23 protein-coding genes and 1 tRNA gene are annotated in these 25225 nt (G+C 50.2%); 13 read left to right on the top strand and 11 right to left on the bottom strand.

The genetic code is table 11. The features are described 5' to 3' along the window. Positions 1-265 precede the first annotated feature (265 nt). The 8 genes from NDI52_RS10650 to rtcA all read left to right on the top strand — a co-directional run bounded on the left by NDI52_RS10650 (position 266) and on the right by rtcA (position 8819). Positions 266-1978, top strand: a complete 1713-nt coding sequence (locus NDI52_RS10650; protein ID WP_242035824.1) for a fumarate reductase/succinate dehydrogenase flavoprotein subunit — start codon at positions 266-268, stop codon at positions 1976-1978. Positions 1979-2012: 34 nt separating this feature from the next. Then, entirely contained in the window at positions 2013-2240 is a 228-nt protein-coding gene (locus NDI52_RS10645; protein WP_190771847.1) for a ferredoxin family protein, read from the top strand. Positions 2241-2474: 234 nt separating this feature from the next. After that, the gene (locus tag NDI52_RS10640; protein WP_190771846.1) at positions 2475-3449 is read left to right on the top strand and encodes a HEAT repeat domain-containing protein; all 975 of its coding nucleotides are present in this window, start codon (positions 2475-2477) and stop codon (positions 3447-3449) included. Further along, on the top strand, positions 3442-4506 hold the full coding sequence (locus NDI52_RS10635) for an Mrp/NBP35 family ATP-binding protein (RefSeq protein ID WP_348256396.1): 1065 nt from the start codon (positions 3442-3444) through the stop codon (positions 4504-4506). Before NDI52_RS10640 ends, NDI52_RS10635 begins: the two co-directional genes overlap by 8 nt. A 467-nt stretch (positions 4507-4973) precedes the next feature. Further along, a complete protein-coding gene (locus NDI52_RS10630; RefSeq protein WP_190771844.1) occupies positions 4974-6434 on the top strand; it encodes an RtcB family protein in 1461 nt (486 codons plus the stop codon). A 3-nt stretch (positions 6435-6437) separates the two neighbouring features. Further along, positions 6438-7325, top strand: coding sequence for a GTP-binding protein (locus NDI52_RS10625; RefSeq protein ID WP_190771843.1), 888 nt, complete (start codon positions 6438-6440; stop codon positions 7323-7325). Between the two features lie 5 nt (positions 7326-7330). After that, complete coding sequence (locus NDI52_RS10620) at positions 7331-7762, top strand: archease (protein WP_190771842.1); 432 nt, start codon at positions 7331-7333, stop codon at positions 7760-7762. A gap of 1 nt (position 7763) precedes the next feature. Beyond that, positions 7764-8819 (top strand): RNA 3'-terminal phosphate cyclase, encoded by a 1056-nt coding sequence (rtcA, locus tag NDI52_RS10615; RefSeq protein WP_190771841.1) that lies wholly within the window; start codon positions 7764-7766, stop codon positions 8817-8819. Here the strand turns inward: rtcA and NDI52_RS10610 are convergent. Both NDI52_RS10610 and NDI52_RS10605 read right to left on the bottom strand, forming a co-directional pair. Next, positions 8789-9340 carry a hypothetical protein gene (locus NDI52_RS10610; RefSeq protein ID WP_199307870.1) on the bottom strand — a complete coding sequence of 184 codons (552 nt, stop codon included), beginning with the start codon at positions 9338-9340 and terminating at the stop codon, positions 8789-8791. The two genes, rtcA and NDI52_RS10610, sit on opposite strands and share 31 nt — an antisense overlap. A 440-nt stretch (positions 9341-9780) precedes the next feature. Beyond that, positions 9781-11547, bottom strand: coding sequence for an SWIM zinc finger family protein (locus NDI52_RS10605; protein ID WP_190770669.1), 1767 nt, complete (start codon positions 11545-11547; stop codon positions 9781-9783). Positions 11548-11791: 244 nt separating this feature from the next. Here NDI52_RS10605 and NDI52_RS10600 point away from each other — a divergent pair, with 244 nt between their 5' ends. The 3 genes from NDI52_RS10600 to mug all read left to right on the top strand — a co-directional run bounded on the left by NDI52_RS10600 (position 11792) and on the right by mug (position 13252). After that, a complete protein-coding gene (locus NDI52_RS10600; protein ID WP_190770668.1) occupies positions 11792-11992 on the top strand; it encodes a hypothetical protein in 201 nt (66 codons plus the stop codon). 161 nt (positions 11993-12153) lie between these two features. Further along, positions 12154-12618 carry a hypothetical protein gene (locus NDI52_RS10595; RefSeq protein ID WP_190770667.1) on the top strand — a complete coding sequence of 155 codons (465 nt, stop codon included), beginning with the start codon at positions 12154-12156 and terminating at the stop codon, positions 12616-12618. A gap of 76 nt (positions 12619-12694) precedes the next feature. Then, the gene (mug, locus tag NDI52_RS10590) at positions 12695-13252 is read left to right on the top strand and encodes a G/U mismatch-specific DNA glycosylase (protein ID WP_190770666.1); all 558 of its coding nucleotides are present in this window, start codon (positions 12695-12697) and stop codon (positions 13250-13252) included. Positions 13253-13467: 215 nt separating this feature from the next. On the opposite strand, the gene NDI52_RS10585 is transcribed toward mug, so the two are convergent. Next, complete coding sequence (locus NDI52_RS10585) at positions 13468-14241, bottom strand: SDR family oxidoreductase (RefSeq protein WP_190770665.1); 774 nt, start codon at positions 14239-14241, stop codon at positions 13468-13470. 281 nt (positions 14242-14522) lie between these two features. After that, positions 14523-14595 (bottom strand) — tRNA-Ala (locus NDI52_RS10580). 165 nt (positions 14596-14760) lie between these two features. Here NDI52_RS10580 and NDI52_RS10575 point away from each other — a divergent pair. Further along, positions 14761-15846 (top strand): RuBisCO accumulation factor 1, encoded by a 1086-nt coding sequence (locus NDI52_RS10575; protein ID WP_190770664.1) that lies wholly within the window; start codon positions 14761-14763, stop codon positions 15844-15846. Between the two features lie 541 nt (positions 15847-16387). Here the strand turns inward: NDI52_RS10575 and NDI52_RS10570 are convergent. The 5 genes from NDI52_RS10570 to NDI52_RS10550 all read right to left on the bottom strand — a co-directional run bounded on the left by NDI52_RS10570 (position 16388) and on the right by NDI52_RS10550 (position 20931). Then, a complete protein-coding gene (locus NDI52_RS10570) occupies positions 16388-18142 on the bottom strand; it encodes a glycosyltransferase family 39 protein (protein ID WP_190770663.1) in 1755 nt (584 codons plus the stop codon). A gap of 75 nt (positions 18143-18217) precedes the next feature. After that, a complete protein-coding gene (locus NDI52_RS10565; protein WP_190770662.1) occupies positions 18218-18799 on the bottom strand; it encodes a TIGR00730 family Rossman fold protein in 582 nt (193 codons plus the stop codon). A gap of 96 nt (positions 18800-18895) precedes the next feature. Next, a complete protein-coding gene (locus NDI52_RS10560) occupies positions 18896-19360 on the bottom strand; it encodes a hypothetical protein (RefSeq protein WP_190770661.1) in 465 nt (154 codons plus the stop codon). 288 nt (positions 19361-19648) lie between these two features. Then, entirely contained in the window at positions 19649-20128 is a 480-nt protein-coding gene (locus NDI52_RS10555) for a hypothetical protein (protein ID WP_190770660.1), read from the bottom strand. A gap of 554 nt (positions 20129-20682) precedes the next feature. Continuing rightward, complete coding sequence (locus NDI52_RS10550; protein WP_199307869.1) at positions 20683-20931, bottom strand: hypothetical protein; 249 nt, start codon at positions 20929-20931, stop codon at positions 20683-20685. Between the two features lie 362 nt (positions 20932-21293). Between NDI52_RS10550 and NDI52_RS10545 the strand changes: the two genes are divergently transcribed. Then, complete coding sequence (locus NDI52_RS10545; protein WP_199307868.1) at positions 21294-22052, top strand: Mut7-C RNAse domain-containing protein; 759 nt, start codon at positions 21294-21296, stop codon at positions 22050-22052. A 124-nt stretch (positions 22053-22176) separates the two neighbouring features. Here NDI52_RS10545 and NDI52_RS10540 read toward each other — a convergent pair whose 3' ends face one another. Both NDI52_RS10540 and NDI52_RS10535 read right to left on the bottom strand, forming a co-directional pair. Beyond that, positions 22177-23787 (bottom strand): DUF2079 domain-containing protein, encoded by a 1611-nt coding sequence (locus NDI52_RS10540; RefSeq protein ID WP_190770659.1) that lies wholly within the window; start codon positions 23785-23787, stop codon positions 22177-22179. Positions 23788-24021: 234 nt separating this feature from the next. Next, complete coding sequence (locus NDI52_RS10535; RefSeq protein WP_190770658.1) at positions 24022-25134, bottom strand: AI-2E family transporter; 1113 nt, start codon at positions 25132-25134, stop codon at positions 24022-24024. Positions 25135-25225: the final 91 nt, after the last annotated feature.

Here is a 25225-nt window from a genome sequence, read left to right as displayed (position 1 = left end):
GGGGGAGGGCGATCGCCTGCATTGAACCAACAGCATTTCTGCATCAAATTATTTTATTGATCCATAGAAGACTTGAATATATATCGGATTACATTTGGCACAGAATGGAATGACGTTGAGCCCAGTTGACGAAATGCGACGTTAAACAGAGCTGTTTAGAATTTGTGACGGAACCACAATGATTAGGCTAGTCACCCATAGTTTTCTCTGATCTCAGCCGAATCCCTCAACGAAAAGCTTTTCTGAATTTAATAAGGAGATCTGTATGAGTCCCCAAAATACTCAGTGGATGAGGACAGATGTGCTTGTCATCGGTGGCGGTACTGCCGGAACCATGGCGGCCATCAAAGCGCGACAGGCCAATCCTGAAGCGGATGTGCTGATTCTAGAAAAAGCCAATATTCGTCGCAGTGGGGCGATCGCCATGGGCATGGATGGCGTTAACACGGCCGTCATTCCCGGTCACTCTACCCCGGAACAGTACACGCGTGAAGTGACGATCGCCAACGACGGCATTGTGGAGCAAAAAGCAGTTTACCAAACAGGCAAACTGGGCTTTGAAGTGATTCAAGAGCTGGAAAGCTGGGGCGTCAAATTCCAGAAAGACCCCGAGGGTAACTATGACCTGAAGCAAGTGCATCGAGTCGGCAAATATGTGTTGCCCATGCCGGAAGGCAAAGACCTGAAAACCATTCTGACGCGACAGGTGAAGCGGCATAAAGCTAGAGTCACTAATCGTGTGATGGCAACCCGTGTGTTGGTGCGGGACGGACGGGCGATCGGTGCAGTTGGGTTTGATGTTCGCAATGGCGATTTCATCGTCATTCAGGCCAAAGCGGTCATTCTCTGCACCGGAGCCTGTGGACGGCTGGGGCTTCCGGCGTCTGGATATCTTTACGGTACCTATGAGAACCCAACCAATGCTGGAGATGGCTACTCAATGGCCTATCACGCTGGTGCCGAACTGAGCAACATCGAATGCTTCCAAATCAATCCCCTGATTAAGGATTACAACGGGCCTGCTTGCGCCTATGTGGCTGGCCCGCTGGGCGCTCAAACCGTGAATGCGGAAGGTTATCGCTTCATCAACTGCGATTACTGGAGCGGCCAGATGATGCTGGAAGTTTGGAAAGAACTCAATTCTGGTAAAGGCCCCATCCAGCTCAAAATGACGCACCTGGATGACGACACGATCGCCGAAATTGAATCCATCCTATGGGCCAATGAACGCCCCAGTCGAGAACGCTTCCATACGGGACGGGGCGAAAATTACCGCACCCATGGCGTTGAAATGAATATCTCCGAGATTGGGCTGTGCAGCGGTCACAGTGCATCCGGTGTGTGGGTGAATGAAAAAGCGGAAACGACAGTGCCCGGGCTTTACGCTGCGGGGGATATGGCCAGCGTGCCGCACAACTACATGATTGGGGCATTTGTGTTTGGGCGATTGGCAGGGGAGAATGCGATCGCCCACATCCAAGACTTGGATCATTTAGAACCCGACCCAGAGTTTTTAGAAGCTGAAAAAGCTAGAATTTACGCTCCTTTGAATCAACCTAATGGTATTCCACACACACAGGTGGAATACAAACTGCGGCGATTAGTAAATGATTATCTGCAACCGCCCAAAGTGAGCCAAAAAATGGAAATTGGCCTGCAAAACTTTGTCCGTTATCAGGAAACCCTGGAATTAATGGGTGCTCGCGATCCGCACGAACTTATGCGCTGCATGGAAGTGCATTTCATTCGCGATTGCGCAGAGATGGCAGCCCGTGCTTCTCTGTACCGTCGTGAAAGCCGATGGGGACTGTATCACTATCGCTTAGATTATCCCGAAAAGAACAATCAGGAATGGTTCTGTCACGTCAATTTGAAGAAGGATGATTCCGGTGAAATGGTGTTCTTCAAGCGTTCAATTACTCCCTACATAATCGACGTTGATGTCAGCCGAGAAGTTTACGACGTTGCAACGCGATAACCATTCACATTTCTAACAATAGGATTTTGATCGTATGGCACTAATCAACCAACGCGTCGATGTTCCCGTCATCGTCGATGAATCCAAATGTCTCGAAAAATGCACAGCCTGTATCGAAGTTTGTCCGTTGGATGTTTTAGCTAAAAATCCAGAAACCGGCAAAGCCTACATGAAATACGACGAGTGCTGGTTCTGCCTCCCTTGCGAAAAAGAATGTCCCACCGGAGCCATTACCGTCCAAATTCCCTTTCTGTTGCGCTAGTTTCGCTCAAACCTGAAGTCGAGAAAGGCCGGGGTCTGCTTCAAAACCCCAGCAAAGCGAAGCGGCTTAACGCCTCCTTCCCAAGGTCTCCTTGCCGAGGGGGGTCTGGGGGAACGGGCAGCCGTCCCTCCAGTCTGGGGGTTTGGGGGGCGACGCGCCCCCCAGCCAGATTTATGCAAACCCCCCAGCTTATGTAGTGCCATTCCCCTAAAAACGAACTCTAGAACAGTGTCTATGACTGCCAATACCGATTCCGAATTAAGCCCATGGCTGGAGATGCTGCGATCGCCCGAAGAAAGCGATCGCCTCGTCGCCGTCAAAACCCTACAACACCTCGGAGATGAAGACGCACTCAATCCTCTAATCACAGCCCTTCAGGACGAGAGCACAACCGTTCAAAAGCTAGCCGTAACAGCACTCTGGGAACTCGCCAATCCAACAGCCGTTCCTGCCTTAATTGAATGCCTTGCCTCACCTGATGAAGAGGTTCGCGACGAAGCTCAATCCGCTTTAGGAGAGTTAGTCTCTTCTGATCATCTGTTGTTATTACTTGATGCGTTGCAACAAGGAAACATCCATCAACAACTAAGTGTCTTGTTCCTGCTACAAAAGATTCACGATGTGCAGTGTTTACCGTATATCTTGCCGTTCTTTAAATCTAATCAGCCTGAGCTACGCGAAGCTGCCGTGATTACTCTGCGGTATCTGAATCAGGTGAAAGAGTGTCCAGAGGCGATCACCCTTCTCTCCGATCCAGACGCAACCGTCAGACGTGCCGCCACCCTAACTTTGGGACATTTAGCCGATGCCGATATTGTTTCTGCTCTTTGTCGTGCCTTAACGGAGGATGCTGATTGGCAGGTGCGACGTAACGCGGCCAAATCCTTAGCATTACACGCCAATTCATTAGCAGTATCAGCTTTAGAAACGGCATTAGCTGATGACCACTGGCAAGTTCGCAAATTCGCCCTGCAAGCTCTGCAAAAAACACCCGACGATCGCACTCTGCCCGCACTTATTCAAGCTCTCGCGGATGAGTATTCCGATGTGCGTCGGGATGCGGCGATCGCCCTCGGCACCCTCAAAAATCCAGCCGCTCTCAATGCCCTTCAGCAAGCCTTAGATGACCCCGATCGAGATGTCTGCATCTACACGCAACGCGCCATCAAATCTATTCAAGAAGCCTTGCAAGAACCCTCCAATGCCTAACGTAGAAACCCTTTCTCAACCGACCCATCTATCAGACTCAGCATCTGTAGAAGACCGTAAACAAGACGTTGTGCAACGGCTCAAACAGATTATCGAACCCATTCTTAATAACGACATCATCAGCTTAGGCATGGTGCGTAACCTGCGGGTTGTGGATGATTACGTTTACCTGCGTCTCTACGTGGGTCAACACCAGCACAGACTGCAAGAACAAATTCAGACGACTTTATCTTCGCTCTCCTGGTGTAAAAAGACTTACGTTCAGCTCTGCACCATTCCGGGTGTTCATACAACTCTCGCCATCTCAAGTGGTAAAGGTGGTGTCGGAAAATCAACCGTCGCCGTTAACTTAGCAGCAGCTCTCACTCTACAAGGGGCCAAAGTTGGTCTGCTCGATGCCGATGTCTACGGTCCCAATGTGCCCCAAATGCTGGGTGTAGACCTATCGGATGTGCAGGTTATCGATACTCCCAACGGGCAGCGGTTTCAACCCCTGGAAGCCCATGGAATTAAAGTAATGTCGGTTGGGCTTCTGGCAGAGCCCGATCACCCACTTGCATGGCGTGGGCCAGTGCTACATAAGATCATTACCAAATTTATCCATCAAGTCGATTGGGGCGATTTGGACTATCTGCTAATTGACCTGCCTCCCGGAACTGGAGATGCCCAAATCACCATTATTCAGGAGAGTCCGATTTGTGGCGTTATTTTGGTGACAACGCCTCAGCAGGTGGCGATCGCCGATGTTCGTCGCAGTGTCCATATGTTTCGTCAAGTGGGTGTTCCAGTTCTCGGCATTGTTGAGAACATGAGTTACCTGACAAGCCCCACAGGTGAAACGCTACCAATCTTTGGAAGTGGGGGTGGTACTCAGTTATCAGCGGAGCTTCAGACTTCCCTACTGGGTCAGATTCCAATAGATGCTCGTATTTGCACCGGCGGTGATACTGGAAAACCGTTGGTATTGACGGAGCCGACATCGGCGATCGGTCAAGTGTTGATGCAGACCGCAACCGCTCTTGAAGCAACATTCTGTGCCGTGAGTAGTTGTCTCTAATTTTTGTGGGGCGGGCAAGATGCCCATCCCACAAAAATTAAGAGCTGATTTCAGTGTCACTCGTGTAAAGCTCCATCACACCTTGCTAGTTTTGAATTGTGTGAGCAGAGCAGCATGTTTCCGAGAACCGAAAGCCTTGGAAAGGATTGATGCTACGTATGCAGCATCAATCCTTTCTAGGGCTTTTCAACCTACTTCTGAAAATACCGGATCTCTGAATGTAACTTTCCTAAGAACAGCTCGTTTGTGAAGTAACCGTGCTGCATAAAAAATCTACTCGTGGTGATGTTCAACGGATGAACCTATAGAGAGAGGTGCTTTTTATCGAGGCTCTGGAAACTATAGGCAGTCCCTCTAGATTGCAACAATTTGGGTGATCCAAGGGGATTTTGAGCTGAGTAATAATTCAAGCTCAGCATTTCCATCCATAAGTGAAATCCCCTTTGTTCAGCCCACGAGGTAAAGTCATGGCTCCCGTTGATGTCTTAAACAAAATTTCGGATGTCATCTGGGAAATTCCAGTCTCCTACAAGAGTGGAATGCGTGTGCCTGGACGGATCTATGGCACTGAGAAACTGATTCGGGAATTAGATGACGCCGTCTACGACCAGATCACCAATGTGGCGACCCTGCCCGGAATCACCAAATATGCCTTGTGTATGCCCGATGGCCACTTTGGCTATGGCTTTCCGATCGGGGGCGTGGCGGCTATGGACGTGGATCAGGGAGGCGTGATTTCCCCCGGTGGCATTGGGTTTGATATTAACTGTGGAATGCGGTTGGTCACGACCAATCTCGACTACAAGGAAGTCAAACCTTACATCAAAAAACTGATTGATAAGCTATATGAACGGGTTCCGGCCGGGGTTGGTAGTGCCGGGTTCGTCAAGTTGTCCCGAAATGAGTTCCGCAAGGTAGCGGAGCAAGGGGCACAATGGTGCATCCAGAATGGCTATGGGTGGGAAGAAGACCTGGAATTAATGGAAGAGCAGGGCTGCTTAAAGGGAGCCGATGCCAACAAAATTAGTGAAAAGGCGATCGATCGCGGGGCTCATCAAATTGGCACACTGGGTTCGGGAAATCATTACTTAGAAATCCAGGTGGCTAAACGGGAGAATATTTTTGATAAAGAGTTAGCCAAAGCAATGGGGATCACCCGCCCCGATCAGGTGGTGGTGATGTTTCATTGCGGTAGTCGCGGATTTGGGCATCAGGTTGCAACGGATTACCTGCAAAGCTTTCTCAAGGTTATGGAAAGCAAGTACGGTATCAAAATTCTCGATCGCGAATTGGCCTGTGCTCCCTTTCACTCTCCTGAAGGACAAGCCTACTTTTCTGCGATGAAATGTGGTATTAACATGTCGTTTGCCAACCGACAGGTAATTTTGCATCGCATTCGTGAAGTCTTTTCGCAGGTGTTTGAGCGATCGCCCGAAGACCTCGGTATGCACATGGTTTACGATGTGTCACACAACACGGCAAAGCTAGAGAAACACATGGTGGATGGTCAGGAGCGATCGCTCCTCGTCCATCGTAAGGGTGCGACTCGTGCCTTTGGCCCTGGGATGGCTGACCTGCCATTTCGGTATCAGGAGACAGGACAGCCTGTGATTATTGGTGGCAGCATGGAAACAGGTTCGTACTTGCTCACCGGAGTATCTACAGGCGATCAAACCTTCTTTAGCACTGCCCACGGCAGCGGACGCACGATGAGCCGTACGAAAGCTCGTAAAACCTGGCAAGGACAGCAGCTTCAGAAGGAGATGCAGCAAAAAGGCATTTATGTTCGCAGCACCTCCTATGCAGGGCTGGCCGAGGAAGCCGGAGGAGCCTATAAGGATGTCGACGAAGTGATTGAAGCGGCAGAGTTGGCGGGTATTAGCCAACGGGTCGCCCGATTAACACCCATTGGTAACGTGAAGGGGTAATGTATGCCAGGACGTACACCGTTGACGGTGCTGACGGGACCGTTGGGAAGTGGTAAGACAACACTACTGCGACACATTCTGACAGTGGTGCCCCGCAAAATTGCCATTTTGATGAATGAGTTTGGGGAGATTGCGATCGACACAAAAATTCTGCAAGGCAAGAATGTGGAAATGGCAGATTTGGGTGGTGGTTGTGTTTGCTGTTCGCTACTAGGTGAATTTGAAGCGGCAGTTGATGAAATTATCGCAACGGTGAATCCAGATCACCTTGTAGTAGAAACAACAGGCGTAGCAGAACCGGATGCTCTGGTATTTGATATTCAAGAAAGCTTGCCCCAGGTACGACTGGATGGCGTAATTACGGTCATTGATGCGGACGGTATGGTGAAGTATCCCCAGGTGGGACATACGGGCCGCATTCAAATTGAATCCGCAGATATCTTGCTTCTCAATAAGGTCGATCTCGTTTCTGAAGAGGAATGGGTCACGGTTACCGACAAACTCCACACAATCAACGAAATCGCTTCCATCATCCCTACGGTTCGCTGTCAGATTGACCCCGATCTGCTATTTGGCATCGGGCGTGAACGCTTACAAGCAGCGCTCCACCATCATCACCAACCCGAGTTTGAGTCCTTTAGCTACACCTCCCAGGCGGTTTATGACCCCGCCCGGTTCACAGAATTTGCCGATTCTCTGAGGGCTGATGTCTATCGAGCCAAAGGTTTTGTGCAATTTCCTGAAGGTACACACCTGTTCAACTTTGTTGCCGGACGCTGGGACTTAGAACCTTTTGATCCCTCTCCCACAGAAATCGTTTTCATTGGCAAACACATCACCCAACAGAAACCTGAAATTTGCGATCGCCTCCAATCCTGCGAGCAAGAGTAAGTACCATGCCCTACGAATTTCTTGAAGATATCGCGACGGCTGATATTGCCTTCCATGCCTGGGGAGACGATTTAGAAGAAGTATTTAAATCTGCAGGAGATGCTGTGATCAACACCATGATTGATAACCTGGAGGCGATCGCGCTTACTGAAACACGTACGTTTCAACTTGAAAACGATGAACTGGATCTCTTGCTGTTTAACTTCTTGCAGGAATTTGTTTATTACAAGGACAGTGAATTGTTATTACTACGGGCACAGCAGGTTCAGATTGAAGCAAAAGAATCTGAATATCGCTTAACAGCCACTGCTCAAGGAGAACGCTTGGATAACGATCGCCATCATCAGCGAGTTGATGTCAAAGCCGTCACGCTCCATCAATTTCAGCTTCAAAAAACAGATGCGGGTTGGATGGCACAAGTCATTCTGGATATTTAAGATGCTACAAATTGACGGTTCTTATGGAGAAGGGGGAGGACAAATCCTTCGTACCAGCTTAAGTTTGGCGGCGATCACTGGGCAACCAATTCGTATCGATCGCATCCGAGCAAAACGGGCGAAGCCAGGATTAGCGATTCAGCATTTAACGGGAGTACGAGCGGCTGCGACACTTTGTCAGGCAGAAATTACAGGCGATCGCGTCGGTTCTACCCAGTTAGAATTCATCCCCGGCCGAGCTGTTCAGGCTGGAGAGTACACCTTTGATGTCACTGAAACTCTGGGAACCGGCTCTGCTGGAGCCGTCACCCTGATTCTACAAACGGTTCTACTACCCCTGGCACTCGCGAAAGGGGAGTCATTTGTCACTTTAAAGGGCGGTACTTTCGTCGCGTGGAGCCCGCCCGCTTCTTACATTGAACAGGTCTACCTTCCGTTCTTACAGCAGATGGGAGTGCTGGCAACGGTAGAACTTGCGGCCTGGGGCTGGTATCCACGGGGCGGGGGTGAGTTAAATTTACAAGTCAGCGGTAATGGTGCGGGTGTGGGTTCGCTCAAACCTCTTCAACTACTGGAACGGGGAGCATTGCAGCAGGTTAAGGGATTGGCGATCGTTACTGAACTGCCGTCCCATATTCCACAACGGATGGCAAGCCGAGCACAAACTTTGTTGGAGCAAGCACAGCTCAAAGCCCAGATACAACCGCGACGAGAACGAGGGGTTGGCCCCGGAGCGGGGGTTTTTCTGATGGCTGAGTACGAACATACTCGGACGGGCTTTGGGGCCGTTGGAAAACTCGGATTACCTGCTGAAGAGGTGGCAGCGATCGCCACCCAGGAACTTCTCGCGTTTCACGAAAATGGAGCCCCCGTAGACGTTCACCTCGCGGATCAGCTTCTTCTCCCGGCCGCATTAGCGTCACAACCCAGCCAGTATCGAGTCGCTGAAGTCAGTACCCACTTGACTACGAATGCCTGGGTGATTGAGCAATTTGGGCTGGCAAAGGTTGCGATCGACGAAAGCACTCAGCTCGTGACCGTTACACCCTGCCGTTGACGCAAGCCCAGGCTATAGCGAGTCGATTGAATGTTGGTGACAAAATGAAACGGGCGCACGGATGTATTGAGAAAACCAGGAGCGCGCAGAAAAATTACATTGCCGGGTGTGGTGTCGAGTTGAACGGCATTGCTACCTTGACGGTCATCGCACCGATAGAACTCAGCTTGCCCACTCAGATTAACCAGGGCAATTAGATTAATTGCCCTCAAACTATCTCGATGGGGGGTAATTCCCAACTGGCCTGGTAGATACCGTTGCAATACCAGCTCTGTGAATTGCAAGGGTGTTGTGAAAGGGTACTCAACTAGACCATTACACGCCTGATCCATCAAGTCTTGAAACGCCTGTTTGAAGTCTGGATATAGCCCAGCATCAGGAAATTGGTTACAGGAACTATATTCTGTTCTGACAATGCGATCGCCACCCCCAATAGTTTCAACCTCGGGTTCATAGTGAAAACTCTCTGCCTCCTGCTGAAGAGCTTGCCGCGCTGATTCGGTCAGCAGAGGAATAGACACCGCACCATCAATGGTTAGGGTGTATATCAGAGTATTAATATCAAGGGGTGAGATAAAGAAGGGAATGCCTCCGAATCCTACACCTCCAGCTTACGACTTCTTCTGTGATGATTGAGGGCGCTTCTTCTGACTGTCGCGCCATTCCTCTAAGGTTTTCCCAAAGTGATACAGGCTCCAATGCTTAGGATCGTGTATTAAATAACCTGTAATTCTTTTTGTGAGAGGGGCGGCTTCGCCGCCCCTCTCACAAAAAGAATTACAGGTTATTTTGTTTTTGATCCTTAGGAATCTGCACACAGGCTTTTGAGGCTGGTTAAGCGAGTAATATTAAAATCGTTGCCTTGATAAAGTTGTTCCGCGATTTGAGCAAGCGTCGAGATCTTTTTTGACTCAGGTGATGAGGCCATATTGTATCGTCGCCTTGTTTATTTTTATAGGATTCACATCAAATCTCGCTGCTTCAACATATTCATCAGCTTTAGTTTACGAGCATGAAGTCGCATCAGCTCGGTGTGATACCGTTGCCATTCTTGCTGTTGTCCGAGTTGAAGATAAGCAGCCCGAACTTTATGCAACCAGTTGATTGCATGGTAGTAATACTTCGCTTTTCCCTCATTCATAATGGACTCGGCACGACGACGAGCATTTTCAAGCACCCAGTCGGGCCGATGGGGAATTGCGGCATCCATCACAGGATGAATAATCTCTGATTGATGGGAGCTGAGTTGATTTACTGTGGCGATCGCATCTGCAATCAATCCTTCTTCCACAAAAATAGCGGCTTTTGCTTTCTTACTCTGGTACGTCATGTCCTGCCGTAAGACCGTGAGCAATTCTTGCCGTAGAGAGGGCCAGCGATCGCCTGCCAACTCCTGTAGCTTCAGATAATCTGCTAAGGAGGGCTGAGCCTGAAACGCGATGACTCTCGTTTCTAGGGCAATATCCAGATTGATCCCCTCAGCCAGCTCACTTGCCCAAACGCCGAGTTGATGTTTGCCATATCCATCAAGGGACAAACCCTGAGTTGCAATGCTGAGGGCTTGCTCCAGTTTCCCCTGTTCTCGGAGAGCCTGCGCCAATGTCATTGCTTCTTCCACCGTGCTCATTTGCTGCTGGGCCTGGGCGATCGCCTCTTCCGTGCGTCCCAATTTGGCTAGCATCCACAGGTAGCGATCGGTCTGTCCTTCCGCTTCGGCAAAATGCAGGTATTCCTCATATTTGCCCTGGCGTTCTAAAATCTTCAGGCGAATGCGGGCCAGGCCATCAGCAAAGTCCGGTGCTTCATCGTCCCACGCTCCCAGTTCTGTAATTTCCCCTTGCAGAACCTGCTGAAGTGGCTCGTAGTCCCAGCCCTGTTCTAAAGCTGTCAGACTCATCTCAAAACTATCAATGCCATAATCTTCAGCCTCCTTTCGCCAAGTTTGCAAATCCTTTCGCCATTGCTGGCGATCGCTGTTAGATAACTCGGCACTCAAAAAAGCTTCAGTCAAAGCATCGTCCAGTTCCTCAAAGAAGGCCCCACTATTCCCACTGGAACCATCTAAATTCATCCAATCTTGTATATAGGCGCGGGTAATGGCCCCCAAAATGATCAACGCACTATTGCCATCGTCCTGTTCCAGAAACGCAGCGGCCTTCTGCATCATCTGCCGAATTTCATCCAAGGCAGGCTCATCATTCCATTGCTCGGAGTATCTCATGATAATGCGTTCAACCTGCTGTTCAATAGGTTTTGGATCGATGGTTGTGCGACGGGTTGTTTTCCTGAGTGATGCAGCTTTGGGGGCTGTGAGCAGAACAATCTGAGCTTCGATGGCATCCATCCAGTCGGGTTGCTCCTGCGCGAGATTTTGCACAATCGTTTGTAATTGTTCGCGGCTCAGGGAAGTCAACAGTTGCATTAGCTCAGGACGCTGTTCTATCTGTTCAGGCTGATGCAAACAGGTTAGGAGGGCCGCAACGATGTGTTTGCACCATCCTTCATAGTCGTAGGGACAGGTGCAGGTTGCGCCGGTTATGCCGCCTTTATCGAAGTGAATATTGACCTGGTAGGGGGCCGCCTCACTGCCTTCAACTCTGGCAGATAGTGTATTGCCGCGTTGTACTAATGAGTAGACGGAACCGTTGCGATAGTAAACCTGCCCCCGTTCAAAGGATTGGGCAATCGTGTGGCGACGAATGGTTGTCTCGCTCAACTTTGGTATCACAAGCACACTCCCAGTAAGTCTGAATCAACCTAACTCCAACTTTAAAGTGATCTGACCTTACTCATGTTCTGAGCTAAGGTCATCAAGTAATTTTATTGAAAGTTACACTCAAAACCATACAAAGAGCAAATAAATCAAGGGAGTTGCATTCCTGTGAGGTTTCATGAGCTGTTTTGAGAAGCCCAAGTAGACAAAAAATGAGTATTTACCGATCAAAAAGCTTGTCGGCTCTACCTAGGACTCCATGGATAGAGTTCTGATTGCCATCGATTCGACCCACTATGAAATCGATGTCGTTAAAAATAGAGCTGATACAGGTAAAAATTGTTTAGATGGGATAGCCATAGATCCAATGCAATTGGAACTGGAGTCGATGCGGTTAAAAATTGATGCAATACAATCTCAAATAGAGTTAATGCAATTGAAAGTAGAATCAATGCAGTAAAAAGGAGTATCTGTTAGCTCTCTTTTCGTGATTTGCGGATTCCTATTTTTGCCTGAAATAATTTTTCAGTATCGGCACGGAGTTGAAAACATCTCAATTCAAGGCATTGTTCAAAGAATGCGCGTCTAGGTGCATCTACTCCACTTTCAGGCCATTCAAATATGGCACGTCAGACGATTGATGCTACGTTAACTCCCCAGGAGATTGAGTCGATCATCACGGCTCTCAAAACTATTCGTGAACAGCTTCCCTTCCTGGTAGGCTTATCAACCCAGGAGCGACGTCAGCTGACGAAAATGGGGCGTAAGACACAAACGTTCACCATGCGATCGCTCGATATGGCTGCTCAACATAGCGATGTAATGCCTCGCCATCTAGATGTTGAAGAAGCTCGCCGTGATATTGCCCTATACGAGGCATTAAATCCAATTCTGCAAGCCGTCAGCCAGTTGCAAGAGCTTCTAGAAGATACCCAGATGCTGGCAGGCAGTGAAGCCTACGCGGCTGCTCGGTTGGCTTACCACTCAGCTAAGGTGTCTGGGAAAAAGCTGGGCATTGATGACATCATCGAAGACCTTTCGAAGCAGTTTCGTCGGGTACGGAAGACTCCGACTGTGGTGGAGTAATGAAATGGCGCGATCGCCCTCCTCAAGCAATATTTGTTAGGGTGTCACTAGCGAATCTATTGTGTTAGCTCGTCGGATGACTGCCCCTCCAAAACCCACAAAAGCCGAAATTCAGTCGTGCATCGGCCAAACCATGCACGACGTTATCGCCCCGGATCTCAAAGTGCTGTTTTGTGGCATCAACCCCAGCCTGTATAGTGCCGCCGTAGGACATCACTTTGCCCGCCCTGGAAATCGCTTCTGGCCAACACTTTATGCAGCAGGCTTTACACCCCGACTGTATAGCCCCGCAGAGGATGGCGATTTGCTGAAGTTGGGTTATGGCATTACCAATATTGCTGACCCCGCCACGGCAAGAGCCGATGAATTGACATTGGAAGATTTGCGAACGGGGCAGCGGCAGCTTACGGAGAAGGTGCTGCATTACAAACCACGGGTTCTTGCCGTGTTAGGGGTGAGTGCTTATCGAACAGCATTTAGCCAGCCAAAAACAGGGATGGGACTTCAGGCAGAGACAATTGGTGAAACGGCAATCTGGATATTACCCAACCCCAGTGGACTGAATGCTCACTACCAACTTCCCGAACTGGCAGTAGTCTATCGAGAACTGTTAGAAGCCTGCAAACCCAACTAAGACAGCACAGCAATTCTCATTATGGGCTTCAAAGCCGAGAGCATACACCCGACCGGCGTACACTCTCGGCTTTGAAGCCCGAAAATTGCCCACCTCCAGTAGGCAACAGATCCCTTGTCCCTCATACCATCTCGGGTCAAATGCTTATGATGGAAAGTGGCGGGGCGCAAAGCGCCGCGCCACTTTCCATCATAAGCATTTAACTTTACTTGTTATCACAGTCCAGGTGAGGTTTGGGCAAACAGAGCAGCAAAATCCTTAGTGACCGAAGCAGAGGGATCTTCTGCGGGTTTAGAGATCAGGTCAAAGGCCTTGTTTCGGGCTCCCCGTTCTTGCAGGGCCTGTATAGCAACTTCTGCCACATCGGCTCTGGGAATAGAAGGAGGAATGCCGTTGGGAGCCTGGGTCAAAAATACATCCTGCTTACTGACCAGCAATTCCCGCAGTCCGCCCGGTTGATCCAGTAACCCCCCCGCTCGAATGATGGTGTAATCAATCCCAGAGTTGATTAAGTACTCCTCTGCTCGACGCTTCCACACCAGAATATTGCCCTGCCCAAGTTGATTGAGGGGGTGGTTCAACTGAGTACCTCCCATCGAGCCAACCAGTACGATCTGCTCTACCCCAGCGGCGATCGCGGCATCAATCTGGTTACGCTGACCCTCATAGTCGATCGCTTCTGGCATACCACCGGGTTCAAAATCAAAGGTGGGGCGTTCTCCCGGTTGGGGAGGGGCGGCCATTCGGGGAACGGCACTGGTGAGAATGATGAGAGCCTGGCATCCTTTGAACGCTTGTTCTAAAGCAGCTTTGTCCTTAATATCCCCCAGGAAAAAGCCCTCTGTTGAGCCAAATAATTCCTTGACCTTCGCCTCGGAGCGAGCAAACCCGATCGCCTCAAACTCCTCGGGGTGTTGCCGCAACTTTTGCAGCGTCAGAGAACCCGTTTTTCCAGTGGCACCCGTTACTAAAACCCGTTTCAATGCCATGAGTTTGACCCTAAACTACCAGGACTGTTCTGTCCTCACTCAGTGTAGAACGGGGATGAAGCCTGCTTAACGGTCAGCCCAATCTCTTTTTCACAGAACTTACGCAAGTCCGCCATATTTAGAGCATTTGTGTTGTGTGTAGTGTACGAAGCACACACAACACAAATGCATAAGTCCTGTTTCAAACAAGCGTTTTGGACGTATACACCATGCCCATAATGCTTAAAAAAACAGAGAGGGGAGGTGTATTGCTCCTCCCCTCTCTGTTTTTTAAGTTTTAATGGAGCTAAGCGGATTCGAACCGCTGACCCTCTCAATGCCATTGAGATGCGCTACCAACTGCGCTATAGCCCCGCGTGTGCTTTATTATGATGCCTGAGATTTAGAGATTCGTCAAGCACGGGTTGAAGAAAAGTCCTGAAGTAGGCAGAATGAGGGAGTGCCGGGTTTTCAGGTGCTTTACATACCCAGAATTCTGCGGTTCTGTCCAAATAATTTTCAGGCGATCGCCTTCTCACCATGACCAACACGCCATCCGAGTTTCAGCAAACCCAACCGCTCAGCGAGGAAGAAGCCCAGGAAGTGCTCTTATCCCTGCGTCGTAAAGAAGGCACCTGGCTGAATTGGGGGGATGGATGCCAGCGGCTCCAGAAGGCCGCCTATGCACCGCAACAGATTTTTGAAGGGACGGGGATTGAGCCGATTCATCAGAATCAGTTGATTGTGGCAGCGCAGGTGTATCGCTCCATTCTGGAGAAGGGGGTTTCTGAGGGAGTTCAGACCCGCTTTGAGCGCACGGGGAGTGATAGCCTCTATGAGTTTCGGATTTTGGGGGTGAGCGATCGCGTTGCGGCGGCTGAGCTGGTCGTGGAGAAGAACCTGGATTCAGAAGGGGCTCGGGAAGTCGCCCGGGCATTGAAGGATTTTTCGCGGTTATCTGCACCGCCGGATGCCTTTCCTACCTACCCGGCCGATGCGGTGGCCTATCACTATTGGAAGCTGGCCAAGCAGCAGGGAGATTTGCAGGAGCGATCGCGCCTGATTGCCTTAGGCTTGCGGTTTGCGGATAGTGACACGGCTCGCCAGCAAATTGAAAAATTGCTGACGGATTTTACCGTGACCCGCATGAAAAAGGCTCCTCTGATGCCGACCTATCGGTTGGAAACGGAGAGCGAGGTACCCCGGATGGTACCTGTGGTGGGCAAGATGCCACTGACTGTAGAGGATTTTAAGGCGGTGCCTATTCTGGAGGAGGAAGGAGCGTTCCGTCTGGTGAAATTTTCGGGGGCAGGAGCCTGGGTGGCTCTGCCGGGATGGCAGTCGGTGTTTGCGGCGGAGGATCCGGTTGCGCTACTGATGAATACGGACGAGTTGCCAGGGGAAATTGCCGACGCCAACGAAGAGGTGTTGGTGCTAATTGACCGGGCCGATCGCCAGTGGAGCGAGTTTGCCTACTTCCTGGTGCAGCAGGGAAATGCTCTGGAAGTCAACTGGTTCCCAGATGCACCTGCCCAACCAATTTTGGGTCGTCTGCTGCTTGTAATGCGGCCTAAAAAGGTGCTGGATGAGGCATTTAACAAACAACCGTGGCAAATGGACGAATAACACGCTTGCGCAATGTTTACAGCGCTTTTCAAGCGCTTAAAATCTAGTTATTTTAGTGAGCGCTGTGCTCCGCAGCGCTCACTAAAATAACCGTGGCTGGTTCAAGCGCAAAGCACTGTAAGAGCCGAAGGGTAGTAAGCGTCGGTAGGGATGGGTTTTGCTCGTCTCTTAACATCACATCAAAAATACATTTCAGGCCCGTCCTTGTAGCGATTCGTGGCGATCGCAAGGGCGGGTTTTGCCGAAAGGTTAACACCATAAGCAAACATTCTCAGCTAAACCGGCCACTACGTTAACCTGAGTTTGGGTTAAGGGTGTTTTCGAGTGCCGCGCAACGCGCGGCACTCGAAAACGCTTATTTTGGCGTGCGCGAAGCGCACGCCAAAATAAGGAGATTTCCAGTAATGAAATTACCCCCAGAATGTTGGTGCTTTGCCCGCGAAGCGGGCAAAGCACCAACATTCTGGGTAAATTCTTATGCAGAAACCTCCTAAGCACTTCAGCTTATCCCGAACTGAAGTTACGTTAGAGTGTGACCATTTTAGGAGGGACAACGGTAACGCTGATAGGGCATACCAAAAAGGTTGTTGGGTTGTGCTGGATTCACGCTACAACTCACTTGGGTTTGAGTCGCTGTGGGAATTTTCAATTCTGTTGGCAGTGTGGGTGCTTTTGGGCCTGCGAAGTTCCAGAAGTGAAAGGGAGGGGAGATGCTGGTGGGAAGGGACGGAAGCGGTTGCCAGCGTGGGGCTGTGTTAGGTTCATAGGGAAGAAAGGCGATCGCTACTTTCCCATCTTGGGCCCGCGTTGCAACCCGTAAACGCAGTGCAATACTCAGATCTAACGCGAGTTCCTGAGGGGTTGGGTAGTGGAAGGCGATCGCCGTAGGTTGTTGACGTGCTGAATCTTGCCAAGGATCTCCGGCGAGAATTTGTGCGGCAACGGGTTCTGGATCAGGGCTTTTGTAAAAACCAAGGCTATGAACCACCAGGATGCTGCTGAGCAGGCCAGCGGCGATCGCGAGGACAGGTGTATAACGAGCGGCATTGAGTGCTTGTCCCAACCGACGCCTGGCTCTGCGCAGGTGTATCTGTTGAGGGGGAATTTGCGTCAGCGCCAGTGCCAATAGTGCCCAGAGGCCAGGGAAGTAGACGAAATTGTAGCGCGGGGCGAGGGTGAGGTCTTTACCCAAAACATAGATGATCGCCAGGTATTCCAGCAAAATCAGCAAGGTAGTGGTGGTGATCAGCCACAGGGCTGGATGGGTTGGATATTGATGGCTAAAATTTCGCCAGCCACGGAAGGCTTGCAGGGCAACCCAAAAGAAGAAGGCGACCATCAACAGACCCAGGGGGATGGCGATCGCTAACGGCTGACGCTCCACAGGTAACATCACCAGCATGATGATCCAACCAACGAGCCCCTGATAAAGGGGAGCCAGGTAGCCCCAACCAGAAGATAGGCCTAACCACTCGGTTTCAGGACGGCTGAAGTGGGTAAGCAACACCGGAATCCAGGGCAGGTATCCAAGGATGAGGAGGGCGATCGCCAACCCCAGCATTACACCCGTTCTTGGGGGTACAGCATGCCGATATAGCAGCCACATGCCTATGAGCGATGCCAACTGAGCTACTAAAGCTAGTAAAAAGAAATAGTGGACGTACAAGCCCAACACATTAACACCCAACCACCCGAGCCATACCCAGGCGCGGGTTCGCTGTGCCAGCCAATCTTGCACGAGTAGAACGGAACCGAGCATTGCGAGGCTAATCAGCAAAATCGGTAATGTATAGTGCCGTGCTTCCTGGGAAAGGTAGACCCCATAGGGTGAGACTGCCATCAGAGCAGCGGCCATCAACCCCGCAGGAGGAGAAAAGGCGATGCGATTGAGTAGGTAGAGAGCCGCGATCGCCCCTGTGCCAAATAGGGCTGGAAGCGATCGCAATCCCCAAATCCAGTTCTCCGCATTGGGCTGAAGCCATACCAGCCATTGGTGCAGCAGGCAGAAGAACAACGGGGGATGGCTGGAGTCGCGAATCAGGCGTTGGGCAATGGTTGGACAGGTCGTCTCAGGATTGAGGGTGAAGAATTGGGCGATCGCCTCCAATCCCACAAATTCCCCGGTCGGTACTTCCTGATAATCCCGTCCCATGGCAAACACTGCTGTAATGGTTTCATCGAGCCACAGCGGTTTATCAGCCAGATGCCAGAACCGCAACCCCAAACCCACCAGCATAATTAAGGCCAGCATGATGTAGTGGAGTAGAGCAACCGAAACCGAACGAGAAAACTTCATGGTGAACTACAGCAGTAACCAGGATTCATCCTACTGGCATTCGCTTCAGTTAATATCCATGATTGCCGTTAATCATTACCGTTGACTGCGCTCAATCCACTTCTGCACATTTGGAACTTCAAAATGGCGCAACTTCTCAATCAGGGTTGCTGGGTCTTCGTCGGTCAGCACAATGCTGCGATGCTCAGAGCGAATAAACCCTTCATTCGTTGCATGGTTGAGAAAGGAAAGGAGCTCGCTATAGAACCCCTCGATGTTGAGCAGCCCACAGGCTTTTTTATGAAAGCCGAGTTGTGTCCAGGTAGCGATTTCAAAAAATTCTTCAAAAGTTCCCAATCCACCGGGCATGGCAATAAAGGCATCTGACAGCTCTGCCATGAGGGATTTGCGTTCGTGCATTGAGCCGACAATATGCAAATCCGTTAAGCCCGTATGGGCCAGTTCTTTATCAAATAAAGCCTGGGGAATGATGCCAATCACCTGCCCACCAGCGGCTAGAGTGGCATCTGCGATCGCCCCCATTAATCCAACTCGTCCTCCACCGTAGACCAGGGTCATGTCACGGTCTGCCAGCGCTATTCCCAACTCCTTTGCTGCTTGGAGGTAGGCAGGGCGATCGCCAAAATTAGAACCGCAGTAGACGCAGATACGTTTCATCGTTGCTAGTTTGGTAGTGGGTATGGGAAATAAATAGGCGTGTGCGCCCAATGCCAGAACTTCTGCTTGTTACAAAATCGCCACTCGAAGGAAGATTCACACAGCAACATGAGACGTGTTTTGCTGAAGCCATACTTCTGCTTCAGAAAGACGACAGAAAAAGCGTTCTACCGCTCGCCCAAGATTCTGGTTGTAAAGGGCCATCTTGTTGCAATCGTGGTGAACATAGGCAACCACAGTGCAACAGGCGCGATCAGGATCGGGCGGAATGGTGTTTTGAATGTCAAAGAGACGAAAAAAGCCCACTTCAAAACCATGTCGCGCTAGAAATGTAGGAATGATGACCCGCTGTTGCTGGTGAACTGCAGGGTCTTGTTCACTGACTTCATACCCTTGAATATCCACCAACATACTGAAGCTGAGATGGTTAGGGATTTTACGGCTTTCCCGTTCCAGAGTTTGTTTCCATTCTTCAACTTGTTCGTGGTTAACAATGCCTGCAATGTGGGTCCGTAATATGTTTTCTTCTGGGCTCCACACGGTCTGTATGGGGTTGAGCATAGTTTGAGGACGCGAAATGTGGCCTGGGCGATCGCCTAGCTATTTTCACGAATCATGCGTCAACTTCAATTCTGAAAAATCCCCCGATAGGGTCTGATATGAAACCCGGTTGAGTGACTGTTATTGAGTACTGATGCTGTACAGATTGGGGTGACCGCAATCTACAGCAATCTACAGCAATCTGCAGCAACCTGCTCTAGAAACAGACCCTGGAAGCCCTATGTTTTGTGCGTACATTGCACGAAAAATAGGGCTTCCAGGGTTTAGTTCAGGATTCTGAGGCAGGGACTAATCTGCCCGCTGCCATTGCATATAAGGCTGGCCGTTCAATACATTTTGATAGGTAATCGCGGCGACCGATCCTGTACCTGCCAGGCGTTCCAGGTCAAAGCGCATATAAACATGGCCAAATTGCAGCCAAATGTTGTATTCCGGATTGTCAGGGGCGGTGACCCAGCCGACGCAGTTGCGGTAGGAAGTGGCGAGGGGAGCCGCGAAGATGACGTGGCGATCGCTACTATCTACGAAAAAGCTGTCTCCGGCAAAATCTTTCGTGTTTACGATAACGGTGTGCTCGGCTCCACCCTCGTAAGGGTGGGCATTGGTCCACAACCGCACAGTGCTGGGGCATTGTCCCTCGCTGCGATAAACAGGGAGGGCAAGGTCTTGTTGATAATCGGTTGTGGTTTGTGCTGAGGCCGCTGTGGGGATGAGGGCAGCCAGTGACAGGAGCGCAGCCCAATAAGGGGCAATTGAGCGGGATTTCATACAATTTCAGGAACGCTACACGGAATACTACACATTCCCGAACAGAACTTACGTAATCTGAGTTTTTCTTCAATAGACCTCCTGCGTGAATTGTTGCGCGGCTCCGCCGCGCAACAATTCACGCAGGAGGTCTAATCATGAGTTCAAACAGTTTTTCTGAAGCCCTTAATTTTGCGTGTCAGCAAAATCAAAGGTTTCAGAAAAACTGTTTAGAGGATTGTCAATGACAAAACTGAGAAGTCTGATTGTGCCGTAATGAATCGATGGCGAAACCGGGGTTTCAGAGCCTATGTTAAAAGCCATTGTTTCGTAAGCCTCGTGTACAGAACAATGGCTTTTAACACAGCTTTAAAGCACGCTTTATTACCAAGTGGCGGAACCCATCTGTTTGGCGGCGATGGCTGCTGCGCACGGCTATCTCTTAATAGGTTCGTTTTTGCGCCTTAGCATCACAAATAAAACAACCTGTAATTCCTTCAAAGGAATTACAGGTATTCAATGCACGATCGCTAGTATCAGGTTTTGATGTAAGGCGTGAGCTGGCTTACATCGTACTATTGTGCTTCGCAGCCAATGCCATCTTTATCGCCATCAAATCGATGGGGGTCGGGTGCCAACACTCGGAAGTTGCGGTGGGTGATTTCCCCACAATCTAGATCGGGGGGTGGCGGTGGGATGCACACGTCGGGGTATGCGGGAGAACAGTTAGATTGGGCTACAGCCACGGGTAATCTCAGGCCCAGCAGCATGACACCAACCACGACCAGACAGGCCATTATCATCAAGCGAGCAAAACGGATCATAGGCTTACCGATAATTCAGTAACCCCGTCCAGAGACAAGGTTGTCTTTTAGGTTTCCCCTTTCAGTCATGAGAGGCACATGAGCTTTATAATTTTTTACTTCACGTACGTTATGTAGCGGCGTGCAACTGCGTTAAGTACAAAAATTGATGGTGCAGTGCGCGAAGCGCACTGCACCACGTCCTGAATCAACGCGCAAAGTGCTATATCAAATTCGGTTGGGAAACACAGAGTTTACGCCTTTTTGTTGTGTGTGGCGCGCTTCGCACACCACACACAACAAAAAGGCATTTGGCGTGGCAGGTGCCCTGCGAAAGATGCGATCGCCCCCCATTTAGAACGAGGATTGGCACAATCGGAGTAATGTCGAATGCTGCTTCTATGCCTCATGCCTTTTTTCGCTTTTATGGCAGCCTGAATGATTTTCTGCCACCCTTTCGCCAGCAGTTGAAGTTTTCGGGTTATATCAAAGATCGGGGTTCTATCAAAGATGCGATCGAAGCTCTGGGTGTTCCCCATCCAGAAATTGATCTGATTGTCGTTAATGGAGAATCTGTTAGCTTCGATTATCTCGTGCAGCCGAGCGATTGCATTAGTGTCTACCCGGCATTTAATAGCCTGGATATCGCTATTACCTCTCAAGTACGACCTGTGCCGTTATCTCCGATGCGGTTTGTGCTGGATGTGCATTTGGGTAAACTGGCAACCTATCTAAGGTTGCTGGGTTTCGATGTGCTTTACCGAAATGATTATAGCGACGATGAACTGGCCCAAATCTCCAGCCAGGAGCAGCGTATGCTCCTGACCCAGGATCGCGGGCTACTCAAGCGAAGCATTGTGACCTACGGCTATGCAGTGCGATCGTCAGATCCCGAAACTCAAACTGTAGAGGTTTTGCAACGGTTTGGATTACATAGGGCGATCGCCCCTCTGCAACGGTGCCCCTATTGCAATGGCGATTTGGTGCAGGTTGAAAAGGCGACGATTGTTGATCAAATTCCTTACTACACCCGAGTGCTATACGATGAGTTTTCCCAGTGCCAGAGTTGCCATCGGGTCTACTGGAAAGGGGCACACTACAAGCGTATTCAGGCGTTGATTGAGCGCGTAACATCCTCGTAGGCTACGGCCTAAGTTCGTCACCTATTTTTCTGTGGGGGTGCGAAGCACTCTCACAGAAAAATAGGTGATATATTTACGCCTCAGCATACTGGCGGGCTTGCGCCATTCCTAAACGGAAGCACGCTTACCCTTTGGGAATGGTTTGGCGGAAAGCTTCCCATGCTTGTAACGCTGTGGGGTTGGAAGGGGTTCGCGATCGCATCAAGGCTACGCCATCCTGGAAGCCAACCAGCCCAAAGTTACCCTTGGTTAACCACATCGTCATACGACGTTCCATTCCTTCCAGGGTGCGCTGTTCATCGTCAAAAACCGCCCCAAAGAGTCGGGGATACCAGAGGTCTATGATCAGAAATTCCACCTGGCGTACCTGGCGATCGTCCTCACGAATGCGGATTTCTGGATAGCGCACCACGGACCGTCGGTTTGATAAATGGGCCACGATAAAGCTGGTGGCTGACACGCTGGCATCCGGGGGAATTTCTTTCATTAACGTACGAATAGCCTGGGCGTGTTGCACCTGCTGAGCGGGGGAGGCATAAACCCAGGGTTGGATGGAATCAGGGATGACAATCGACAGGGCGCGGTTGGGATTGGAGGCGATCGTCAACACCAGAGCTAAACCAATGCAAACCTTCCAGAAATTTTGGATACGGGGTTGGAATTGGAGAGGATGCTGAGCCCACCATAGAATTGAGCCATAGAAGAGACCTGGCACCAGTGACAGCGCATACCGAACATGCAGCGACAGGGCATCCGGGTCTTTTTGCATCAAGATTTTGAGCAGGGGAAATGCTGTGAGCAGCCAGGTGGCGGGAGACAGTACGGGCACAAAGGCCAGGGGGAGCCATTGCCCCAGTAAGTAGCTGATAGTGCGATCGAGGGGGCTGAAGAGCTCGCGCAAGAAGATATGAGGTTGGCGAACGATCGCCCACAACACTTCCAGCGTTGATGCCTCCTGATCATCAATAAATTGCCCAAACTGCTCCACCATGAACCGCCGCGAAATGTCCTCTGAAAACAGCGGCATCATCACATTGGTCACGAATACGATGTAGCCAACACTGAGAACTCCCAGAACTGCCCCAACCACGGGTTGACGGCGGCTCAGCACCAGATACATACCAATCCCAAACAGTCCAATTCCGGCATCTTCCCGTACCAGCAATGTGAGCCCAGCGAGGCTCCAAAACAGCCACCACTTGCGTTTCTCCAATGCCCAAAACGCACCAAACAGGTAAAGCGGCAGTTGAGAGATGTCGTGAAAGTTTGCCAGGGTTGGACCGAGCACTGCATTCGCACAATAAAAGCTAATAGCAATAAAGGCTGACAATAGGGGAGGATGGTAGTGCCGCGCTAGAGCATATAGCACCAACCCTGCTGCTGTTGTCAGGGTAATTTGTAGGATTGAGAGCCCCGCTGGGGATTGAAACAGGGCGTAAAAAGGCAGCCACACCAGCAGGGCAGGGGTAAAGTGTTGCCCTAAACGGCGGTAGACAACATCGGGGGCATCTCCATCCATCACATTGATAGATTCGGTGGAGGAGAGAGAACTTTCAAACCATCGTCCATGCAGGTTATTCCAAAAAACCTGATTGAAAATTCCCTGGTCAAAGGCAACATAGGTGGGGTAGAAGTTGAAATACCGTTGCAGGGCAAAGACGCAGCAGAACACCCAGAACACGATCGCAACCACGGCCACCAGGCGGAATCCTTTCAGAGGGAATGGAATGGTCATGGGATGTCCTGTCACAAAGAGAATTGGTTGAGTCGGGGCTCATTCCTATAGAAGGAGCAGCACAAGACTTAACGTATAAATACAGGGTTTATTATCCACTTTCTGAGTAGACCTGGCCTACAACTTTGCTTTCATACAGAATCCGTCTGCATCGCAAAGACGTCCTGCGTGAATCGTTGCGCGGCGCAGCCGCACAACGATTCACGCTCTTAGAAATCGATTCATGCAGGAGGTCTAATCAGGTTTGATATTACTGCCACTTACGGCTAATTGGGCTGTGGGGGTAGCCGCGGGAGTCGTTGGCAAAGTATCGGGCGATCGCAATTGATCCACTGTACTTTTGATCACGCTAGCCACGGGAACCGCCACGATTAACCCTAAAACGCCACCGACTTTTCCTCCCAGAAATAGCGCTGCAATCAGCCAAATTGGATTGAGTCCAATGCTTCCACCCATTAAACGGGGGGAAATCAGGATGTCATTAATTTGACCAATGACGATTGCTGTAATGAGTACACGAATACCCTGGCTAAAGTCTTGCAACGCTACGATCAGACTCACAAGTGAAATAGTTATGACCCCCGCATAAGGAATGATTGTGCTTATGCCAATGACAAAACCAAAGAGAATAGCATAGGGGACATCCCAAAATACTAATCCAAAAGTCTGCGCCACACTTAGAACACCGGCGAGGATGGCTTGCGTACCAAAATACCGGAGAAACGTCTTTTGAATGGAAGCTTGTAGCGTTTCATTCCAGGGAAATGGAATCCAGCTAAAGATACCGTCCCAAGCACTTTCTCCCCCAATCAGCATGAAGATTAGCAGCACCAAAAAGAACAGGATGTTGACCAGACTGTTAATCGTTGTGGTGACAACCGTTATGACCTGATTGCCGGCGAGCTGGAATACCTGCCCCAATTGGCTAACCACCTGATCTAATAAGTTAGGCAGATTGATGGGTAAGTGGCGCTCAACCACAAATTCTCGTGCCCGTTCTAGCTGCAGATTGCCTGAATCTACCAGTTCGGGAAGGTTGCTAACCAGGTTGCTGGACTGTTCAAGAAGTAAGGGGCCGACCGTTAGGGCAGTACCACCCACGACGAGTAGGGTTGTCATCAGTACGATGGCGATCGCTGTCCCTCTAGAAACCCCTCGGTCTTGTAAAAAATGAGCCGGTAAGTTGAGAAGAAATGCAGAAATGGCGGCTGAAATCAGAACATCTATAAACGGCCGCAGATAATCCAATAACAGTAACAACAACCAGCCATTGAGAAAGGCAAAAGGAAACAGAATCCAAACCTTAAGCCATCCAGGGAGACCTTTCAGGGTTTCAATGATATTCATAAAATCAACTTCTTGTACTGATTGTTAGCGATCGCCCTAACGCTTCTTAAGCTGCTCATACTCAGGTGTGTTCTGACACCACCCGAAGGAT

The sequence above is a fragment of the Leptolyngbya sp. PL-A3 genome (genome assembly GCF_039962325.1).
In the GTDB taxonomy this organism is placed as follows: Bacteria; Cyanobacteriota; Cyanobacteriia; order Elainellales; family Elainellaceae; genus Vacuolonema.
Note: the sequence above shows the minus strand (reverse complement) of the source record. Positions and strands in the feature narration are given on the sequence as shown.

What these genes read in the sequence shown, in the direction of transcription:
- NDI52_RS10650 (WP_242035824.1), top strand. Translation starts at nt 266, where the DNA reads ATGAGTCCCCAAAATACTCAGTGGATGAGGACAGATGTGCTTGTCATC.
- NDI52_RS10645 (WP_190771847.1), top strand. Translation starts at nt 2,013, where the DNA reads ATGGCACTAATCAACCAACGCGTCGATGTTCCCGTCATCGTCGATGAA.
- NDI52_RS10640 (WP_190771846.1), top strand. Translation starts at nt 2,475, where the DNA reads ATGACTGCCAATACCGATTCCGAATTAAGCCCATGGCTGGAGATGCTG.
- NDI52_RS10635 (WP_348256396.1), top strand. Translation starts at nt 3,442, where the DNA reads ATGCCTAACGTAGAAACCCTTTCTCAACCGACCCATCTATCAGACTCA.
- NDI52_RS10630 (WP_190771844.1), top strand. Translation starts at nt 4,974, where the DNA reads ATGGCTCCCGTTGATGTCTTAAACAAAATTTCGGATGTCATCTGGGAA.
- NDI52_RS10625 (WP_190771843.1), top strand. Translation starts at nt 6,438, where the DNA reads ATGCCAGGACGTACACCGTTGACGGTGCTGACGGGACCGTTGGGAAGT.
- NDI52_RS10620 (WP_190771842.1), top strand. Translation starts at nt 7,331, where the DNA reads ATGCCCTACGAATTTCTTGAAGATATCGCGACGGCTGATATTGCCTTC.
- rtcA (WP_190771841.1), top strand. Translation starts at nt 7,764, where the DNA reads ATGCTACAAATTGACGGTTCTTATGGAGAAGGGGGAGGACAAATCCTT.
- NDI52_RS10600 (WP_190770668.1), top strand. Translation starts at nt 11,792, where the DNA reads ATGGATAGAGTTCTGATTGCCATCGATTCGACCCACTATGAAATCGAT.
- NDI52_RS10595 (WP_190770667.1), top strand. Translation starts at nt 12,154, where the DNA reads ATGGCACGTCAGACGATTGATGCTACGTTAACTCCCCAGGAGATTGAG.
- mug (WP_190770666.1), top strand. Translation starts at nt 12,695, where the DNA reads ATGACTGCCCCTCCAAAACCCACAAAAGCCGAAATTCAGTCGTGCATC.
- NDI52_RS10585 (WP_190770665.1), bottom strand. Translation starts at nt 14,241, where the DNA reads ATGGCATTGAAACGGGTTTTAGTAACGGGTGCCACTGGAAAAACGGGT.
- NDI52_RS10575 (WP_190770664.1), top strand. Translation starts at nt 14,761, where the DNA reads ATGACCAACACGCCATCCGAGTTTCAGCAAACCCAACCGCTCAGCGAG.
- NDI52_RS10570 (WP_190770663.1), bottom strand. Translation starts at nt 18,142, where the DNA reads ATGAAGTTTTCTCGTTCGGTTTCGGTTGCTCTACTCCACTACATCATG.
- NDI52_RS10565 (WP_190770662.1), bottom strand. Translation starts at nt 18,799, where the DNA reads ATGAAACGTATCTGCGTCTACTGCGGTTCTAATTTTGGCGATCGCCCT.
- NDI52_RS10560 (WP_190770661.1), bottom strand. Translation starts at nt 19,360, where the DNA reads ATGCTCAACCCCATACAGACCGTGTGGAGCCCAGAAGAAAACATATTA.
- NDI52_RS10555 (WP_190770660.1), bottom strand. Translation starts at nt 20,128, where the DNA reads ATGAAATCCCGCTCAATTGCCCCTTATTGGGCTGCGCTCCTGTCACTG.
- NDI52_RS10550 (WP_199307869.1), bottom strand. Translation starts at nt 20,931, where the DNA reads ATGATCCGTTTTGCTCGCTTGATGATAATGGCCTGTCTGGTCGTGGTT.
- NDI52_RS10545 (WP_199307868.1), top strand. Translation starts at nt 21,294, where the DNA reads ATGTCGAATGCTGCTTCTATGCCTCATGCCTTTTTTCGCTTTTATGGC.
- NDI52_RS10540 (WP_190770659.1), bottom strand. Translation starts at nt 23,787, where the DNA reads ATGACCATTCCATTCCCTCTGAAAGGATTCCGCCTGGTGGCCGTGGTT.
- NDI52_RS10535 (WP_190770658.1), bottom strand. Translation starts at nt 25,134, where the DNA reads ATGAATATCATTGAAACCCTGAAAGGTCTCCCTGGATGGCTTAAGGTT.